This is a genomic window from Variovorax brevis (genome assembly GCF_030317105.1).
GTDB lineage: Bacteria > Pseudomonadota > Gammaproteobacteria > Burkholderiales > Burkholderiaceae_C > Variovorax > Variovorax brevis.
Genome location: NZ_JASZYG010000008.1, coordinates 391,456 through 408,348, shown reverse-complemented (window position 1 = coordinate 408,348; position 16,893 = coordinate 391,456). Strand labels below are relative to the sequence as shown.

Here is a 16,893-nt window from a genome sequence, read left to right as displayed (position 1 = left end):
AGCCCGCAGATGCGGGCTTGTTGTTGCGCAACCTCAATTTGGCAGTCAAGCCTTGCGCGCTTCGCTCACCAGGTAGTCGGTGATCTGGAGGGCGCGCTCCATGCTGCGCGCCAATTCGCCGTCCACATACCAGCGACCGGCCACGCCGAAAGCGGGAACGCCGCTCACCTGGTAGGCGTTCATGAGCTGCGCGGCCCGCTTGACCTTGCTGGAGACGGAGAAGGACTTGAAGTTTTCCGCGAACTTCTGGCCGTCCAGGCCGGGCTGCTTGGTCGCCCAGTCGAGCACGGCAGCGTCGCCGAACAGCGGCTGGCGCTGCTTGTGGATCGCTTGGAAGATCTTGAGCTGGAACTCATCGACCTTGCCCATGGCCTCGAGCGTGTAATAAAGGCGCTGCTTGGTCTCGATGTCGTTGCCGACGAAGGGCACGGGAACCCGGCGAAACGCGACTTGGGACGGCAGCTTCTTGACCCACGCTTCCAGCGCCGGTTCGAAGTCGGCGCAGTGCGGGCAGTTGTAAGAAAAGAATTCGACGACCTCGACCTTGCCAGCCGGCGCATCCACGGGCGCGGGCTTTCCGAGCGCGACGAAATCCGTTCCGGCCTTAAAGGCGGCCGCCTGCGCCTGGGCTGGCGTGGCAACAAATGGCAACAGCCCCATTCCCAGGGACGTGGCGGCCAGCGAAAAATCACGACGTTTCATTGATAGGTTCTCCTGTGCGGCTGACAGAGACTGACATTCGACGCTTAGTTCCGCGCCGCACGATCCTGAATGTACCCGCCCGCGGGTGGGCGGCGCCTTGGGGCTACCGTTGAACCCGTACGAGGGCAGCTTCGAGGCCGCCGCTGTCCAGGCGATCCTTGAGCCTGTCTGCGTCGTCCTTCTTGTTGAACGGGCCTGCGCGCACCCGGTAGACGGTGCGACCGGCCTGCTCGCGCTCGGTGACCTTGGCTTCCACGCCCATCAGCGAGAGCTTGGCGCGCTGGGCTTCTGCATCTTCCGTGCTGCGGAACGCGCCGGCCTGCACGAAGTACATGAACGGGTCCGGTCCCGGAGCGGCGGAAGGCGCCGCGGCCGTGGTGGTGGTCGAGGCGCCACCGCCCGTGCGCGAGCGCGCCAAGTCGCCGATGGGATCGTCCGACGGCGGCGGCGTGTTGACGACGGCGGGCACGGGCGCCTTGGGCCGCGCGGCGGCGGTGGTCGTCGACGTGCCGTTCGTGGTGTTGGCGGCGTTCGGGGCAACCGTGACCGGCACCGGCCCGGTCGTGGCGGGCGTCGCTGGCGTGACGGCCGGCGCTGCCGCGGTGGTGGCCGCCGGTGCAGCAGCGGCTGCGGGAGGCGCCTTGGCCGCCCCGGCCTTGCCCGCCAGCGGACCATTGGGGTCCCAGTCGCGGTTGCGGCGGGCCTCGGCCTCGTCTTGCTCGGGGCCGGCACGTTGCGTCTTGGAAACGAAGGGAATCGGCACCTTGGTGACGTACACCGCAATGCCCAGTGCAGCCCCCAGGCCGATCACCACGCCAATGATCAGGCCGATGATGGTGTTGCCGCGTTGTCTTGTCTTCATGGTTGTCGTGTTCACATCTTGCGCGGCGCACTCACGCCGAGAATCGCAAGGCCATTGTGCAGCACCTGCGCGGTGGCGGCGACAAGGGCCAGCCGGGCCTTCTTCACGACTTCGTCATCCACCAGGATGCGTTCGGCATCGTAGTAGCTGTGATAGCTGGCCGCCAGTTCCCGCAAATAGAAGGTGACGTCGTGCGGCGCGAAGTCGGCGGCCGCGCCGGTGAGCATGGCCGGGTACTTGGCCAGCATGAGCATGAGCGACTGCGCGGCCGGGCTGTCGAGCGCCGACAGGTCCGCATCGCGCAATGCCGCCACGTCGCCGCCCCAGTTCGCCAGCACCGAGCAGATGCGGGCGTGCGCGTACTGCACGTAATACACGGGGTTGTCGTTGTTCTGCGCCAGCGCCAGGTCGATGTCGAAGGTGTATTCGGTGTCGGGCTTGCGGCTGAGCAGGAAGAAGCGCACCGCATCGGTGCTGGTCCATTCGATCAGGTCGCGCAGGGTGACGTAGCTGCCGGCGCGCTTGCTGATCTTCACTTCCTCGCCGCCGCGCATCACGCGCACCATGGTGTGCAGCACGTAGTCGGGGTAGCCCTGCGGAATGCCGACGCCTTCGGCCTGCAGGCCGGCACGCACACGGGCGATGGTGCCGTGGTGGTCGGTGCCCTGGATGTTCACGACCTTGTGAAAGCCACGCTCCCACTTGGCCACGTGATAGGCCACGTCGGGCACGAAGTAGGTGTACGTGCCGTCCTGCTTGCGCATGACGCGGTCCTTGTCGTCGCCGTAGTCGGTGGACTTGAGCCACAGCGCGCCGTCCTGCTCGTAGGTCTTGCCGTTTTCCACGAGGCGATTGACGGTCGATTCGACCCGGCCGCTCGTGTACAGGCTCGACTCGAGGTAGTAGTTGTCGAACTTGACCTGGAAGGCCTTCAGGTCCAGGTCCTGCTCGTGACGCAGGTAGGCAACGGCGAACTGGCGGATCGAATCGAGGTCGTTCACGTCGCCGCTGGCGGTGTATTCGCGGTCGTCGGACTTGACGGTCTTCTTCGCAAGGAAGTCCTGCGCGATGTCGCCGATGTAGTCGCCGTTGTAGGCCTGCTCGGGCCAGCCGTCGTCGCCCGGCTTCAGGCCCCTGGCGCGCAGTTGCGTGCTGTTGGCCAGCGTCTGGATCTGCACGCCGGCGTCGTTGTAATAGAACTCGCGGTACACGTCGGCACCCTGCGTGGCGAGCAGGTTGCAGATGGCATCGCCCAGCGCAGCTTGGCGGCCGTGGCCCACGTGCAGCGGGCCCGTGGGGTTGGCTGAAACGAACTCGACCAGCACGCGCTCGCCCACTTGGGGGCCGGTGGTTTGAACGCCGAATTTGTCGCCGGCGGCCAGCACTTCGCGCACGACTTGCTGCTTGGCGGAGGGCTTCAAGCGGATGTTGAGGAAGCCGGGACCGGCGATTTCGATGGCATCGACCCACTGCGCGTAGGCCGGCGTGGCCATCAACGCGGCGCTGATTTGCTCTGCAAGTTCGCGCGGCTTGCGCTGCAACGGCTTGGCAAGCTGCATGGCAGCCGTGCTTGCATAGTCGCCGTGGGCGGCGACCTTGGGCGATTCGAAAGCCGCCTTGGCACCGGCGCCAGGAGAGAGAGTTTCGAGCGTACTCGCGAGCGTTGCGAGCAGTTCTTGTTTGACCAATAGCATCGCGGGATTTTACCGGCGCCTGTAACGCTGGGTGTGCCGGTCATCCGGGGACGGGGCTGCGCCGTTACGATGGACAGCCCCGGTCGGGGCCAGCTTTTGTGACAAACCTTTCATACAGGAAACTACACCATGAAAAAGCTCCTCCCCCTGTTCGCCCTGAGCCTTTGCCTCTCCTTCGGTGCCGCGCAGGCGCAAGACAAACCAGCCGCGCCTGCTGCACCCGCAGCGGCCGCCCCGGGTGCAAGTTGCGACATGCAAGCCGCCGACAAGAAACTCAACGGCGCCGCCAAAAACAGCTTCGTCAAGAAGTGCGAGAAAGACTCCAAGGCTGCCATGGCACCCACGTGCGCGTCAAAGGCTGTCGACAAGAACGGCAAGGCCCTGGCCGGTGCCGCCAAGACCAGCTTCATGAAGAAGTGCGAAGCGGATGCCAAGGGTTGAACCCGGTCCGACCTGAACTTTGAACCAAAGAGGCCCGCCGCGTGCGGGCCTCTTGCTTTGAGCGCCCTACTTCAAGACGCCAAACAGGTTGTTGAAATCGTCCGTCCATGCGTGCAGGCCCTCGATGGGCGTGAAGGGCACGCTCGCACGGCGAATGGCCTCGCGATCGAGGCTTGCGGCGGTGCGCGAGACCAGCACCCAGTCGGTGCGGCGCAACGCATCGTTGTGCTCGGCTTCGTCGTGCACCAGCACCGCATGCAGGCCCTGCGCCTGGGCGATGGATTGCACGACCGGCGCCAGCGCCAGGAAGCGATTGGTCACGTGAAAGGCGATCACGCCATCGGGTTGCATGTGGCGCAGGTAGACCTCCATCGCCTCCGCGGTGATGAGGTGGATGGGCACCGAATCGCCTGAAAACGCATCGACCGCGAGCACGTCGAACTGCTGCGGCTCCTCGCGCTCGAGCGCCAGTCGCGCATCGCCCAGCACGCGATCGATCTTCGCGGGGCTGTCCTTGAGGAAAGTGAATTCGGTGTCGGCCAGTTCGAACACCTGCGGGTTGATTTCGTAGACGCGGTACACGTCGCCCTTGCGCCCATACACCGCGAGCGTGCCCGCACCCAGCCCGATCAGGCCGACGCGGCGCGCCCGCTCGGGTGCTGCGGCCAAGGCCAGACCGATGCCCGAGCTTTCGCCGTAGTAGCTGGTCGGCTGGCGACGCTTGGCAGGCGCGAGGAACTGCTCGCCGTGCTTGACCGAGCCGTGGTACATCTGGCGCACTGCCGTTGCCGGGTCATCGCGGCGCGCGTCGAGGGTGATGAGCGTGCCGTAGAAGCTGCGCATCATCTCGCGCGCATCGCTGGTGTCGCTGCGCACCTGCAGCGCCAGAAACCACGCGCAGCAGGCAGCCAGCGCCGTGCCGCCGATGAGGCCGAAGCGCCGCCCGCGCATCACCGCCGCGCCGGCCAGCGCGCTGAGCACGAGCCCCACGCCGAGTTCGTAGTAAGCCGGCAGCACATGCGGCGCGATCAGCCCGACAGTGACGCCGCCGATGGCACCACCCAGCGAGAGCATGAGATAGAAGCGCGTGAGGTACTTCGCCGCCGGCCGCATGCGCGCCATTTCGCCGTGAAAGAACATGCACAGCACGAACAGGCCTGTGACGTAGATCGGCAGCGCGGTCTTGACGTCGAAACCCAGGTTGTCCTGCAGGCCGAAGGCGCACAGCACCAGCATCGCGGCCGTGGCCGGCACGAAGAAAGCGCGCCGGTACCAGCGATCGCTCTCGAAGGACAGCACGAAGGTCAGCAGGTAGACGGACAGCGGCAGCACCCAGAGGAAGGGAATGGCGGCAACGTTCTGCGTGATGTGATTGGTCACGGCCAACAACAGCCACGAGCCGAGCGCAGGCAGGCCAAGCCAGAGCAGGTAGTCGGAGACGCGTGGCGCTGGTGCGGCCGGCGACGCGGCGGGCTCGTCGGGCTTTGTCGTCGTGGCGGCAGGCGATGCACCTTGCCGCGCCGCGTACAGCGTCGTGCCGATGCACAGCACCACAAAAGCCGCAAAGGCCCATGACCAGCCACGCGCTTGCTGCAACAGCGTGCTGTGTGGCTCGATCAGCACCGGGTAGCTCAACAACGACGCCAGCGAGGCGAGGTTCGACAGCGAGAAGTAGCGGTACACCTGCGCGCCCCAAGGCGTGCGCGACAGCCACGACTGCACCAGCGGCCCGGTGGTCGACAACAGGAAGTAGGGCAGGCCGATGGTGCCGACAAGCAGGCCGAGTATCCAGAGTGTGGGGTCTTCGGAGCCCACCGGCTTCCAGCGCGCGCTGGTGACGATCGGCAAGAAGGCCAGGCTTGCGAGCAAGAGCGCGACGTGCACGCGCGCCTGCATCCGCGCATTGAGCCGACGTGTGACCGCATCGGAGTAGGCATAGCCCGCCAGCAGCACCACCTGGAAGAACACCATGCAGATGGACCACACGGCCGCCGATCCGCCGAACCACGGCAGGATCTGCTTGGCGATCAGCGGCTGGACGAGAAACAGCAGGAAGGCACTGGTGAAGATCGTGCCTGCAAAGAGAAATCTGACACCGGAGTTCATTTGCCGTAGCCGCGCGCAAGGAACACCGCAGCCAGCGGGATCACGGCAATGATGTGCGCCTGGATCATCACGAGCTTGCGCGTCTTCCTGATCTCGGCTTCAGACGGCAGCGCACCCGTGGCGCGCAAGGCCTTGCGCCAGCGCAGGAAGGTCATCGTCGGAAAGATCGAGGTGACGCCCACGATGATGAACAGCGTGAGCTTGATGTGCAGCAGCGGGTTGGTCCAGTACCACGCGGTGCCCTTGACGCCCAGCCATGTGCGCACGAGGCCCGTGACCAGCACCATCACCGCCGCAATGCCGTAGACCATGTCGACGCGCGCCAGCCTCTCGACGACCGCCTTGTTGAGCCACTCCACCCTGCACAAGGCAGCCTCGCTCGCGATGAAGACCACCATCGTGAGGATGGCCAGCAAGTGGAGATAGGCAAGGATCGCTTCGAGTGTCATCGGGCACTTTCTCGTTGTTGTGATGGCGAAGCGATTGTGCCGCCCCAGAACTCGGGCCTGCCATAGTGGGCCTTCAGAAAATCGAGCCAGAGACGTACGCGCAACGGCAGGTGCTTGCGTTGCGGGAACACGGCGTAGATGCCGTTGGGCGGCGCGGCGAACTCATCGAGCACGGGCACCAGCAGGCCGGCGTCGATCTCGGCTTCGACCTCCCATGTGCTGCGCCACGCGATGCCGTGGCCGGCAAGGCACCAGTCGTGCAGCACCTGGCCATCGGAGCAATCGAGCGGGCCGGTGGGCTTGAGATGGATCACTTCGAACTCGCCGTCGGCTTCGGGTCTGGGAATGCGGAAGGCCCAGCCGCGTGTTTGCGATGCATCGCTCGACAAGGTCAGGCACGAGAAGCGCGCGAGGTCGCTCGGGTGCTGCGGCCGGCCGTGATGGCGCAGGAAGGTCGGCGTCGCGACGCAGCGTCGCCGGTTGTCGGCAAGGCGCAGGCTCACCAGCGAGGAGTCGGGCAGGTCGCCCACGCGCACGGCGCAATCGAAGTTCTCGCCGGCCACGTCGATCACGCGGTCGCTCAGGTTGAGCGAGATGGTGACTTCCGGATGCAGTTCATGAAAGCGCGGCACCAGGGGCGCCACATGCCGCCGTCCGAAGCCCGCCGGCGCAGTGACGCGGAGATGGCCGCTGGCCTTCACGCCGCCCGCGCTGACGCTGGCTTCCGCGTTGGCCAACTCGACAAGCAAACGCTGGCAGTCTTCCATGAAAGCACTGCCCTCGTGCGTGAGCGTGATGCGCCGCGTGGTGCGCACCAGCAGCTTGACGCCCAACCGCTCTTCCAGCGCATCGAGGCGACGGCCCATGATGGCGGGCGCCACGCCTTCGGCTTTCGCAGCCGCCGTGAGGCTGCCGCGCGTGGCGATGGCGACGAAGGATTCGAGTTGCTTCAGGCGGTCCATGCGCGTGCCGTTCGTCGCTTCATTGCCCGGACGCGAAGCCGCGTTCCTTGAGCGTGGCGATGTCCGCGTCGCTGTAGCCGAGTTCACGCAACAATTCGCCCGTGTGCTCGCCGATCAGCGGCGGCTGGAGGCGAATGCCGGGACGCCCGCCCGCCAAGGTGAAGGGCATCAGCGGGACCTTGGACATGCTGCCGTCGTTCATGCGCACCGGCGCAAGGCCGCCCGTCGCATTGAGATGCGGATCGTCGAAGAGGTCTTGCGGCCGGGTGATGGGCGCGAAAGGCAACTCGTTCTGCTCGAACACGGTGCTGAGTTCGGCGGCGCTGCGCTCGGCCAGGTGTGAGCGCAGGATCGGCATCAACCATTCGCGTGCGTTCACGCGGTCGTTGTTGGTCTTCAGGCGCGGATCGGCGAGCAGTTCGCTCAATCCGAAGGCCTTGCAGAAGATCGACCACTGCTTGTCGCTCACCACCGCCAGGAAGATCTGCTCGCCCTCCTTCGCGGTGAACACGTCGTAGATGCCCCAGGCCGAGATGCGGCTGGGCATCGGGTCGGCCGCCTTGCCGGTGGCGGCGAACTGCATCATGTGCTGCGCCACGAGGAAGATGTTGTTCTCGAACAGCGCCGACTGCACCTCGCAGCCCTCGCCGGTTTGTTCACGCTGGCGCAGCGCGGCCATGGCGCCGATGGCACCGAACAGGCCGCCCATGATGTCGTTCACGCTGCTGCCAGCACGCAGCGGATCACCGGGCCGGCCGGTCATGTAGGCCAGGCCGCCCATCATCTGCACGACTTCGTCGAGCGCGGTGCGGTGGTCGTAGGGGCCGGGCAGGAAGCCCTTGTGGCTCACGTAGATCAGGCGCGGGTGATTCTGGCGAAGCGTCTCGTAGTCCAGGCCCAGCTTCTTCATGGTGCCGGGCTTGAAGTTCTCGCTCACGATGTCGGCGGTGGCAACCAGGCGCATCGCCGCTTCCAGGCCCTCGGCGGTCTTGAGGTCCAGCGCGACGCTTTTCTTGTTCCGGTTGAAGGTCGGAAAGAAGCCGGCGCCCGAGCCCAGCAGGCGGCGGGTGTTGTCACCCTCGATGGGTTCGACCTTGATTACTTCGGCGCCCAGGTCGGCCAGCAGCACGCCGCAGGTCGGACCCATCACCATGTGGGTGAATTCGACGACGCGCACGCCAGCGTAGGGCAGCGCCGCGCCTTGGGCCATGCCGGCTTCAGCGGTGGAGATATTCATGCACTTTTCCTCTCGAATGGCGTAGCCTCACGGCCGGTTTCGACGACAGGGCATTTCACGTGCGATGCAGCACCCGACGCCCCCGGCGCCCTTTTCCGATTACATGCATTTATGTCACGAATAAATGGCTTTCTCGGCGATTAATCTTCCGCCAAGTATCAAATAAAGTACAGGGTTCAGCGCGCGCGCTCACGTGCGTGCGCGACAGCACACCATCTCTTCTCATTTCTGGGGTTCAAACATGACCGACCGCACCACCGCCCACGGCCTTCAGGTGGCCACCGAGCTTTATCGCTTTGTCGAAGACAAGGTGCTGCCCGGCACCGGCATCGCCAGCGACGCCTTCTGGAAGGGCTTCGACGCCATCGTTCACGACCTCGCGCCGAAGAATGCCGCGCTGCTGGCTGAACGGGATCGACTGCAGGTGGAACTCGACACCTGGCACAAGGCCAACCCGGGCCAGATCAAGGACATGCCGGCGTACCGGCAATTCCTGGAAGGCATCGGCTACCTGCTGCCCCAGCCGCAGGACGTGAAGGCCACGACCTCGAACGTCGACGCCGAACTGGCGACGCAAGCCGGCCCGCAACTGGTGGTGCCAATCCTGAACGCCCGCTACGCACTCAACGCCGCCAACGCGCGCTGGGGTTCGCTGTACGACGCGCTGTATGGCACGGACGCCATTTCCGAGAGCGGCGGCGCTGAAAAGGGCAAGGGCTACAACCCGGTGCGCGGCGAGAAGGTCATTGCCTTTGCACGCAACGTGCTGGACCAGGCTGCGCCGCTGGAAAACGGCTCGCACAAGGATGCGACCAGCTACAGCGTGAAGGACGGCAAGCTGGTCGTCGCCCTGCACAGCAGCAGCACGACGCTGGCGGATGCGTCGCAATTCATTGGCTATCAAGGTGACGCGTCGGCGCCGTCGTCGGTGCTGCTCAAGCACAACGGCATCCACCTCGACATCCAGATCGACCGCAACACGGCCATCGGCAAGTCCGACGCAGCCGGCGTGAGCGACGTGGTGCTGGAATCGGCCCTCTCGACCATCCTCGACCTGGAAGATTCCGTGGCCGTGGTCGATGCGGCCGACAAGGTCGTCGCGTACGAGAACTGGCTCGGCATCCAGCTCGGTACGCTGACCGAAGAAGTGCAAAAGGGCAGCAAGACCTTCACGCGCCGCCTGAACGCCGACCGCGAATACACCGGCGCCGACGGCAAGCCCGTGAAGCTGCACGGCCGCTCGCTCATGTTCGTGCGCAACGTCGGCCACCTGATGACCAACCCCGCCATCCTGTTCGACGGCGGCAAGGAAATTCCGGAAGGCATCATGGACGCGGTCATCACCACGACCATCGCCACCTACGACATCAAGGGCAAGGGCGCCAACGGCATCCGCAACTCGCGCACGGGCAGCGTCTACATCGTCAAGCCGAAGATGCACGGCCCGAAGGAAGTGGCCTTTGCTGCTGAACTGTTCGGCCGCGTCGAAGCGCTGCTGGGCTTGCCGGCCAACACCGTCAAGTTGGGCATCATGGACGAAGAGCGCCGCACCAGCGTGAACCTGAAAGCCTGCATCGCCGAAGCCGGCGCACGCGTGGCCTTCATCAACACCGGCTTCCTGGACCGCACCGGCGACGAAATGCACACCGGCATGCACGGCGGCGCAATGCTGCGCAAGGGCGACATGAAAACCACGCCGTGGATCACGTCGTACGAGAAGAACAACGTGCTGGTCGGCCTGTCGTGCGGCCTGCGCGGTCGTGCGCAGATCGGCAAGGGCATGTGGGCCATGCCCGACCTGATGGCCGCGATGCTCGAACAGAAGATCGGCCATCCCAAGGCGGGTGCCAACACCGCCTGGGTGCCCTCGCCCACCGCCGCGACGCTGCATGCGTTGCACTACCACCAGGTGAGCGTGGCCGACGTGCAGAAGGAACTGGAAAAGATCGACGCCAACATCGAGCGCGACAACCTGCTGGCTGGCCTGCTGCAAGTGCCGATCGCGCCGAACACCAACTGGACCGCTGCCGAGAAGCAGCAGGAACTCGACAACAACGTGCAGGGCATCCTGGGTTATGTCGTGCGCTGGATCGACCAGGGCGTGGGCTGCTCGAAGGTGCCGGACATCCACAACGTCGGCCTGATGGAAGACCGCGCGACGCTGCGCATCTCGAGCCAGCACATCGCCAACTGGCTGCTGCACGGCGTCGTGACGAAGGAGCAGGTCAACGCGACCTTCGAGCGCATGGCCGCGGTGGTCGACGGGCAGAACGCCGGCGATCCGCTGTACCAGAACATGGCGGGGAACTTCAAGACCTCGGCGGCTTACCAGGCGGCGCTGGACCTTGTGTTCAAGGGCATCGAGCAGCCGAGCGGGTACACCGAGCCGCTGCTGCATGCATGGCGGCTGAAGGTGAAGGCCGAGGCTTGATCGGCTGAGTGCCGGGCTTCGTGTTCGATGCAATGACGGCGCCTTCGGGCGCCGTTTTGTTTTCTCAGGCCAGATGATTCACGCGACGCCTCCCGGCATGCCGTTGGGAAATCGCCGACGAAATTCCGCGCGGCCGATACGGCGCTTGCTGACTGCATAGACGTTGGCGCGGCCATAGAGCCCAACGCTGTCCAGCGTGCCGGGCGGGCAAGTTCTTCCGCGAAGGGCCTGTTGCTTAAGAAGCGCATCCCAACGACCCGGTGAAGGCGCAGTGGCGGGCGGAAGCAGCTCAAGCGCAATCTCGAACCAGTCGCCATCGAGGCAATGCCATTGAGTCCAGTCGTCAATATCGATGCGTCGCGTAGCCGGCTTTCCTGCGGCCTTCTGTTGCGCACTCCACGCAGCGCGCGAGGCGCTTGATGCCCGGTTCGGCAGCAGGATGCCTGTGAGCGGATGCACGAACAGCTCCACATGGCGCGCGTCGCAGAGCCGTTCCGGCCCACCATGCCAGCCCCGGTTGCTGTGGAGCACCACCTCGCCGTCTTCCCAGGTCGTGAAGCGCGCCACGAAGCCATCGATGTGTTCGTGGATGTGCGCCTGCACGGTGTTGCGCCTGTCGATGCCGCCGCAGAGCTCGGCGTAGACCTTGTCCCACGGGCGATGAACCTGCTTGTGCAGCCAGCGCTTGAGCGGCGCCAGGTTCTCGTTGAGGTGCTTGCCCCAACCGTATCCGCGCTTCATGCCCAGGTGCGAGCCACGGTCTCGGCTGTTGCGCCAGATGCGGCCTTCGCCCTGCACGCCACCGCCGCGGCGCGGACGCTCGACGATGACCTTGTACATGTCTTCACGCATGGCCGATCTCCCGTGCGAGCTGTTGCAGCGCGACCTTTTGTGCGCGGCGTTCGGCGCCATGACTGCGCAGGTGACGACCGGCGTTCTGGCCATTGCCGCCACGCTGCGCGAGCGCGGCGACCACCGGGTTGCGCGGCTTGTCAGCCGGCAGCGAAAAATAGAAACGGGCGAGACGTTTGTTGTCGTCACGCGCCTTGCGTTGGGCACTCATGTGCGCACACTCCAAAACAAAAACCCCGGCGAAAGTGAATGCGCCGGGGCTTTGCGGTCCGCGGCTGGATGCGATGCACATCCAGCCGGGGCGGTGGTGTGCGGATCAGTGAACGATGAAACGGTTCATGAAGAAAAATTGAGCCTTGTGGCAGCCGGGAGGTTACTGGTCACCGGCCGCAATGCAGTTCTGAAAACGAGGAGCGGATTCTGCAAAAGCTGCGACGCAGGCGCAAGCACTTTGATGTGACGTTGTGGCCGTGAACCCACAAGCCTGCGGCGGGAAATGCACGCCTTCTCGAACCTGCGCGATGGCAGGTTCCCGCGCACAAGTACTTTCAATCAGGCGCGCGCAATACGACGATCGTTCCACACCGCCATACCTGCGAATGCCGCCAGGCACGCCCCCACCGCACACGTCGCATGCCACCCTCCATGCCGCCACGCCAGCGACCCCAGCGCCGATCCACTCGCCGCCCCGATGAAATAGCTCGTCATGTACACCGCGTTCAAACGCGAACGCGCTTCCGGCGCCAGCGCATAGACCACGTTCTGGTTGCTGATGTGCACCGCTTGCAGCGCGAGGTCGATGACCAGCATGCCGGCGATGAACCATCCCAGGTGGTCCACGCCCAGCCACAGCATTCCCCAGCTCAGTGCCAGCAACACCACGCCCGCCGCGGTGGTCTGCTGCACCCATCCCTTGTCGGCCAGCCGCCCCGCCACGCTGGCCATGGACGCGCCCGCCACACCCACCAACCCGACCAAGCCGATGGCTGAGTCGCTCATGCCGTAGTTCGGCCCCGACAGCAGCAACGCCATCGTCGAGAACAGCGCGCTCACCGACGAGAACGACAGTGCGCCAACCAGCGCGCGGCTGCGAAGCCGCGGAAAGCGCATGAACAGCGTGACGAGCGATGCCAGCACCTCGCCGTAGCGCACGCGCGTCGGATTGCGCGACGACGGTAGCGAAAAACGCAGTGCAAGCGCGAGCAAGAGCATCGCAACGCCGGCCACACGGTACACGGTGTTCCAGCCGCCGAGGCCCGAAAGCAAACCGGCCACGCTGCGTGCCGTCAGGATGCCGGTGAGCAGCCCGCTCATGACCATCCCCACCGCGCGCCCGCTGCGCCCCGGCGCAGCCAGCGTGGCCGCCATCGGTACGAGGATCTGCGCCGCCACCGAAAACAGTCCGGCAAGGATGGTGCCGACCGCCAGCATCCCGAAGTTGGCCGCAAAGCCGCTGGTGAACTGGCCGATCGCCGCCAGCAGCATCAGCGTCACGGCCAGACGGCGCCGCTCCAGCATGTCGCCCAGCGGCACGAGCAGGACGAGGCCGAAGGCGTAGGCCACCTGCGCCATCGTCACCGTGAGCGCTGCCTGCGATTGACTGACGTTCAGGCTGAGCGAAATCGAGTGAAGCAGCGGTTGGTTGAAATAGTTGCCACCGGCGCACAGGCCGGACGCCACGGCCATGAGGAACAGCACCGGCGTTGAAAGGCCAGCCTTGGAGGATTCGGATTGGGCGACGGCCATCAAGACTTTCATGAACAGCGCGTCGGCGTCAGCCTTGGCGTGTGGGTGTTTGGCCGCTGCGCGTGGCTTCCGCCTCGGCGCGCAGCCAGCGAATGAAGTCCTGCGCGTCGGCATTGCCCGCCGCACGGCGCGAGGCCTCGATGAAGTAGCCGCGACGCGACGACGCCCCTTCGCCAAAGGGCGCCACCAGTCGCCCGTCGCGCAACAGGTCCTGCGACAGCGGCAGCCGCCCGATCACGACGCCCTGCCCGGCCACCGCGGCGCTGACGGCGTCCGTGTAGTGGGAGAAGCGCAGGGTGCTTTTCATGTGCAGCTCGGGGATCTTCATGATTTCGAGCCAGGGCTCCCAGTCCGTGGTCGGCGCTTCGTTGTGCGTGGGGCCTTCGATGGTGAGCAAGGTGTGCTCCGTGAGGTCCTCCGGCACTTTCAGCGTGGCGGCGAGTTGCGGCGCGCACAGCGGCATCACCGATTCCTCGAACAGCACCGGTCCAGTCCCGCGACTCATCGCCACGAAGCGCACCGCCAGGTCGAGGCGCGCGCGGTCGAGGTCGAAAACCTCCAGTGAGGCCGAGACGCGAACGTCCACCTGCGGATGGCTGGCGGTGAAGCGCGCCAGGCGCGGAATGAGCCAGAGCGAGGCAAAGCCCGGCGTGCAGGTCATGGCAATTTGGCGCGGCGCCGGAACGGCGCGCAGCCGGGCGGTGGCATCGCGCAGGCGCTCGATGCACTCCACGGTGGCGCGCTGCAGCACGCGCCCAGCCTCGGTCAGCGCAATCGCGCGGTGCCGCCGCTCGAACAGCAGCACGCCGACGCTTTCTTCGAGCTGCTGGATCTGCCGGCTGACGGCGGATTGGGTTAGGTGCAGTTCGGCAGCCGCCAGCGTGAAGCTGAGCGTGCGCGCCGCCGCCTCGAAGGCCCGCAGCAGTTCGAGGGGCGGCAGGTCAGGCAGGGGTTTCGCATTCTCCGGACGCATGCAACGTGTTCCTATTCACCGCATGAAAGATGGCGCGCTGCTCACTATATTCATTCTCATCAAGAATGCGAAGGAGCCTGCCATGACCACGAAGAGAACGTCCCGCTTCCAGATCGATCTTCCGGCGCACGCCATCGTGACGCTGCCCGACGCGGCGGGCGTGGGCGTCGAGTGCCGCAGCGGCTGCATCTGGATCACGCTGGACGATGATGCGCGCGACATCGTGCTGGAGCCCGGCGAGCGCTATGTCGGCGAGTTGCACCGGCGCGCGCTGGTGTCGGCACTCGAAGCCTCGACCATCGCGGTGTCCGACGCGCAGCCAGTCGCCCTGCCGAACATCGAGCGGCAACCGTGGTCGCCTTGGCGACTTTTGCCGCACGGGTTGTCCCCGGCTTGACCGCGGGGGCGCAAGCGTCGAACCATCGACGTTTGCTTGAAGGGGTTTGAACATGGCAGAGGCATACATCGTCGCCACCGCGCGCACCGCGGGCGGGCGTCGTGGCGGCAAGCTTTCCGGATGGCATCCGGTGGATCTGGCGGCGCAGGTCATCAACGCATTGGTCGATCGAAGCGGCATCGATCCGGCGGCTGTGGAGGACGTGATCCTTGGCTGCGTGAGCCAGGTCGGCGAACAGGCGACCAACGTCGCGCGCAACGCGGTGCTCGCGTCGAAGCTGCCTGAATCGGTACCCGGCACGTCGGTCGATCGTCAATGCGGATCGTCGCAACAGGCCTTGCATTTCGCGGCGCAAGCCGTGATGTCGGGCAGCATGGACGCGGTGATCGCCGGCGGCGTGGAAAGCATGACGCGCGTGCCCATGTTCACGCCCAACGCCCTGCCGCAGAAGGCCGGCCTCGGCTTCTACATGAGCCCGGCCATGCAGGCGCGCTATCCGGGCGTGGAATTCAGCCAGTTCACCGGCGCGGAAATGATCGCGGTGAACTACGGCCTGTCCAAGGACGACCTGGATCGCTACGCCTTCGAGAGCCACCAGCGGGGCATCGCGGCCAGTCGCGCGGGCCATTTCGACAACGAGATCGTCCCCATCGAAATCCGCACCGCCGAGGGCGCAGGCAGCGGCCAGATGCATGCAGTGGACGAAGGCATCCGCTTCGACGCCACGCTCGAAGGCATCCAGGGCGTGAAGCTGATCCGCGAAGGCGGTCGCTGCACGGCGGCCACCGCCAGCCAGATCTGCGACGGCGCCAGCGGCGTGCTGGTCGTGAACGAACGCGGCCTGAAGGCGCTCGGCGTGAAGCCGCTGGCACGCATCCACCACATGAGCGTGATGGGGCACGACCCGGTCATCATGCTGGAAGCGCCGATTCCCGCGACGGCGCGCGCGCTGCAAAAGGCCGGCATGAAGATGCAGGACATCGACCTGTACGAAGTCAACGAAGCCTTTGCGCCGGTGCCGCTCGCGTGGCTGCAAACGCTCGACGCCGACCCTGCGCGGCTGAACGTGAACGGCGGTGCAATTGCGCTGGGCCACCCGCTCGGCGCATCGGGCACCAAGCTGATGACCACGCTGGTCAACGCACTGCACCAAAGAGGCAAGCGCTACGGCCTGCAGACCATGTGCGAAGGCGGCGGGATGGCCAACGTCACGATCGTCGAGCGTCTTTGACATGGACTACGTCCTCTATGACGCGAAGGACGGCATCGCGACGCTCACGCTCAACCTGCCGCACAAGCTCAACCCCATTGCGATCGAACTGCAACAGGCGCTGCGCGATGCGCTGGCGCACGTGCGCGACGATCGCGCGGTGCGCGCCGTTGTCCTGACGGGCGCGGGCAAAGCCTTTTGCGTGGGCGCCGACCTGGGCACGATCCGCTCCGAAGCTCCCGGCGGCAAGTCGCCTGGAGACGCCACAGCCGAATGGATGCAGTCGCTGAGCCATCCGATCATCGAAGCGCTCGGGTCGATGCCGGTGCCCGTGGTGTGCGCCGTCAACGGCCCCGCAGCGGGGGCTGGTGTGGGCATTGCGCTGGCGTGCGACATCGTCATTGCGGCGCGCAGCGCGTATTTCTATCTGCCCTTTTTGCCCAAGCTCGGCATCGTGCCGGATCTGGGATGCACCTGGGCCATTCCACGGCTGGTCGGTCCCGCGCGTGCGATGGGCATGGCGCTGCTCGACGAGCGCCTGAGCGCCGACAAGGCGGCCGACTGGGGCCTGATCTGGGCCGCCTTCGAAGATGAACTGCTGCTGCTCGAAGCCGACCAGATCGCCAGGCGGCTCGCCCAACTCCCTGCGCACGCGGTGATCGAGGCGCGGCAGGCTTTTGCAGCCTCGGCGCGCCACACCCAGAGCGAACAACTGCACTACGAAAGCGAGCGCCAGCGTGTGCTGATCAACGCGCCTGTCTTTGCCGAGGGCGTGGCCGCCTTCCAGCAAAAGCGCAAGCCGGTGTTCCCGGGCCGTTGAAGGGGCGTTCC

16 protein-coding genes are annotated in these 16,893 nt (G+C 65.7%); 5 read left to right on the top strand and 11 right to left on the bottom strand.

Annotated features, from left to right (window positions below):
- Positions 1 to 45: 45 nt before the first annotated feature.
- From QTI66_RS25700 to argS, 3 genes are all read right to left on the bottom strand, one after another.
- Positions 46 to 702, bottom strand: coding sequence for a thiol:disulfide interchange protein DsbA/DsbL (locus QTI66_RS25700; protein ID WP_286562912.1), 657 nt, complete (start codon positions 700 to 702; stop codon positions 46 to 48).
- A gap of 103 nt (positions 703 to 805) precedes the next feature.
- The gene (locus tag QTI66_RS25695) at positions 806 to 1,564 is read right to left on the bottom strand and encodes an SPOR domain-containing protein (RefSeq protein WP_286562911.1); all 759 of its coding nucleotides are present in this window, start codon (positions 1,562 to 1,564) and stop codon (positions 806 to 808) included.
- Positions 1,565 to 1,575: 11 nt separating this feature from the next.
- Positions 1,576 to 3,258: an arginine--tRNA ligase gene (argS, locus tag QTI66_RS25690; protein WP_286562910.1), complete on the bottom strand. Its 1,683-nt coding sequence runs from the start codon at positions 3,256 to 3,258 to the stop codon at positions 1,576 to 1,578.
- Positions 3,259 to 3,387: 129 nt separating this feature from the next.
- On the opposite strand from argS, the gene QTI66_RS25685 reads away from it, so the two are divergent.
- A complete protein-coding gene (locus tag QTI66_RS25685; RefSeq protein WP_286562909.1) occupies positions 3,388 to 3,699 on the top strand; it encodes a hypothetical protein in 312 nt (103 codons plus the stop codon).
- Between the two features lie 66 nt (positions 3,700 to 3,765).
- On the opposite strand, the gene QTI66_RS25680 is transcribed toward QTI66_RS25685, so the two are convergent.
- Genes QTI66_RS25680 through QTI66_RS25665 form a run of 4 tightly spaced genes read right to left on the bottom strand, consistent with a single transcriptional unit; the run spans position 3,766 to position 8,426 of the window.
- On the bottom strand, positions 3,766 to 5,805 hold the full coding sequence (locus tag QTI66_RS25680; RefSeq protein ID WP_286562908.1) for a spermidine synthase: 2,040 nt from the start codon (positions 5,803 to 5,805) through the stop codon (positions 3,766 to 3,768).
- Positions 5,802 to 6,254 carry a DUF2214 family protein gene (locus tag QTI66_RS25675; RefSeq protein ID WP_286562907.1) on the bottom strand — a complete coding sequence of 151 codons (453 nt, stop codon included), beginning with the start codon at positions 6,252 to 6,254 and terminating at the stop codon, positions 5,802 to 5,804. Before QTI66_RS25675 ends, QTI66_RS25680 begins: the two co-directional genes overlap by 4 nt.
- A complete protein-coding gene (locus QTI66_RS25670; protein ID WP_286562906.1) occupies positions 6,251 to 7,216 on the bottom strand; it encodes a LysR family transcriptional regulator in 966 nt (321 codons plus the stop codon). Before QTI66_RS25670 ends, QTI66_RS25675 begins: the two co-directional genes overlap by 4 nt.
- A 19-nt stretch (positions 7,217 to 7,235) precedes the next feature.
- On the bottom strand, positions 7,236 to 8,426 hold the full coding sequence (locus tag QTI66_RS25665; RefSeq protein ID WP_286562956.1) for a CaiB/BaiF CoA transferase family protein: 1,191 nt from the start codon (positions 8,424 to 8,426) through the stop codon (positions 7,236 to 7,238).
- A 268-nt stretch (positions 8,427 to 8,694) separates the two neighbouring features.
- On the opposite strand from QTI66_RS25665, the gene QTI66_RS25660 reads away from it, so the two are divergent.
- Positions 8,695 to 10,884, top strand: coding sequence for a malate synthase G (locus tag QTI66_RS25660; protein WP_286562904.1), 2,190 nt, complete (start codon positions 8,695 to 8,697; stop codon positions 10,882 to 10,884).
- 78 nt (positions 10,885 to 10,962) lie between these two features.
- Here QTI66_RS25660 and QTI66_RS25655 read toward each other — a convergent pair whose 3' ends face one another.
- The 4 genes from QTI66_RS25655 to QTI66_RS25640 all read right to left on the bottom strand — a co-directional run bounded on the left by QTI66_RS25655 (position 10,963) and on the right by QTI66_RS25640 (position 14,455).
- Entirely contained in the window at positions 10,963 to 11,736 is a 774-nt protein-coding gene (locus tag QTI66_RS25655; RefSeq protein ID WP_286562902.1) for a hypothetical protein, read from the bottom strand.
- The gene (locus tag QTI66_RS25650) at positions 11,729 to 11,947 is read right to left on the bottom strand and encodes a hypothetical protein (RefSeq protein ID WP_286562901.1); all 219 of its coding nucleotides are present in this window, start codon (positions 11,945 to 11,947) and stop codon (positions 11,729 to 11,731) included. The genes QTI66_RS25655 and QTI66_RS25650 overlap by 8 nt, the downstream gene beginning before the upstream one ends.
- A gap of 341 nt (positions 11,948 to 12,288) precedes the next feature.
- Positions 12,289 to 13,494, bottom strand: coding sequence for an MFS transporter (locus QTI66_RS25645; protein WP_444815046.1), 1,206 nt, complete (start codon positions 13,492 to 13,494; stop codon positions 12,289 to 12,291).
- A gap of 16 nt (positions 13,495 to 13,510) precedes the next feature.
- Positions 13,511 to 14,455, bottom strand: coding sequence for a LysR substrate-binding domain-containing protein (locus tag QTI66_RS25640; RefSeq protein ID WP_286562900.1), 945 nt, complete (start codon positions 14,453 to 14,455; stop codon positions 13,511 to 13,513).
- An 82-nt stretch (positions 14,456 to 14,537) separates the two neighbouring features.
- Between QTI66_RS25640 and QTI66_RS25635 the strand changes: the two genes are divergently transcribed.
- From QTI66_RS25635 to QTI66_RS25625, 3 genes are read left to right on the top strand one after another with little or no spacing between them, the layout of a single operon-like run.
- Entirely contained in the window at positions 14,538 to 14,852 is a 315-nt protein-coding gene (locus tag QTI66_RS25635) for a DUF2917 domain-containing protein (protein WP_286562898.1), read from the top strand.
- A gap of 52 nt (positions 14,853 to 14,904) precedes the next feature.
- The gene (locus QTI66_RS25630; protein WP_286562897.1) at positions 14,905 to 16,083 is read left to right on the top strand and encodes an acetyl-CoA C-acetyltransferase; all 1,179 of its coding nucleotides are present in this window, start codon (positions 14,905 to 14,907) and stop codon (positions 16,081 to 16,083) included.
- A gap of 1 nt (position 16,084) precedes the next feature.
- The gene (locus tag QTI66_RS25625) at positions 16,085 to 16,882 is read left to right on the top strand and encodes an enoyl-CoA hydratase-related protein (RefSeq protein ID WP_286562896.1); all 798 of its coding nucleotides are present in this window, start codon (positions 16,085 to 16,087) and stop codon (positions 16,880 to 16,882) included.
- Positions 16,883 to 16,893 lie beyond the last annotated feature (11 nt).

Bases quoted from the DNA above. Each gene is read 5' to 3' on its own strand.
- QTI66_RS25700 (WP_286562912.1), bottom strand. From the start codon at position 702: ATGAAACGTCGTGATTTTTCGCTGGCCGCCACGTCCCTGGGAATGGGG.
- QTI66_RS25695 (WP_286562911.1), bottom strand. From the start codon at position 1,564: ATGAAGACAAGACAACGCGGCAACACCATCATCGGCCTGATCATTGGC.
- argS (WP_286562910.1), bottom strand. From the start codon at position 3,258: ATGCTATTGGTCAAACAAGAACTGCTCGCAACGCTCGCGAGTACGCTC.
- QTI66_RS25685 (WP_286562909.1), top strand. From the start codon at position 3,388: ATGAAAAAGCTCCTCCCCCTGTTCGCCCTGAGCCTTTGCCTCTCCTTC.
- QTI66_RS25680 (WP_286562908.1), bottom strand. From the start codon at position 5,805: ATGAACTCCGGTGTCAGATTTCTCTTTGCAGGCACGATCTTCACCAGT.
- QTI66_RS25675 (WP_286562907.1), bottom strand. From the start codon at position 6,254: ATGACACTCGAAGCGATCCTTGCCTATCTCCACTTGCTGGCCATCCTC.
- QTI66_RS25670 (WP_286562906.1), bottom strand. From the start codon at position 7,216: ATGGACCGCCTGAAGCAACTCGAATCCTTCGTCGCCATCGCCACGCGC.
- QTI66_RS25665 (WP_286562956.1), bottom strand. From the start codon at position 8,426: ATGGCCCAAGGCGCGGCGCTGCCCTACGCTGGCGTGCGCGTCGTCGAA.
- QTI66_RS25660 (WP_286562904.1), top strand. From the start codon at position 8,695: ATGACCGACCGCACCACCGCCCACGGCCTTCAGGTGGCCACCGAGCTT.
- QTI66_RS25655 (WP_286562902.1), bottom strand. From the start codon at position 11,736: ATGCGTGAAGACATGTACAAGGTCATCGTCGAGCGTCCGCGCCGCGGC.
- QTI66_RS25650 (WP_286562901.1), bottom strand. From the start codon at position 11,947: ATGAGTGCCCAACGCAAGGCGCGTGACGACAACAAACGTCTCGCCCGT.
- QTI66_RS25645 (WP_444815046.1), bottom strand. From the start codon at position 13,494: ATGAAAGTCTTGATGGCCGTCGCCCAATCCGAATCCTCCAAGGCTGGC.
- QTI66_RS25640 (WP_286562900.1), bottom strand. From the start codon at position 14,455: ATGCGTCCGGAGAATGCGAAACCCCTGCCTGACCTGCCGCCCCTCGAA.
- QTI66_RS25635 (WP_286562898.1), top strand. From the start codon at position 14,538: ATGACCACGAAGAGAACGTCCCGCTTCCAGATCGATCTTCCGGCGCAC.
- QTI66_RS25630 (WP_286562897.1), top strand. From the start codon at position 14,905: ATGGCAGAGGCATACATCGTCGCCACCGCGCGCACCGCGGGCGGGCGT.
- QTI66_RS25625 (WP_286562896.1), top strand. From the start codon at position 16,085: ATGGACTACGTCCTCTATGACGCGAAGGACGGCATCGCGACGCTCACG.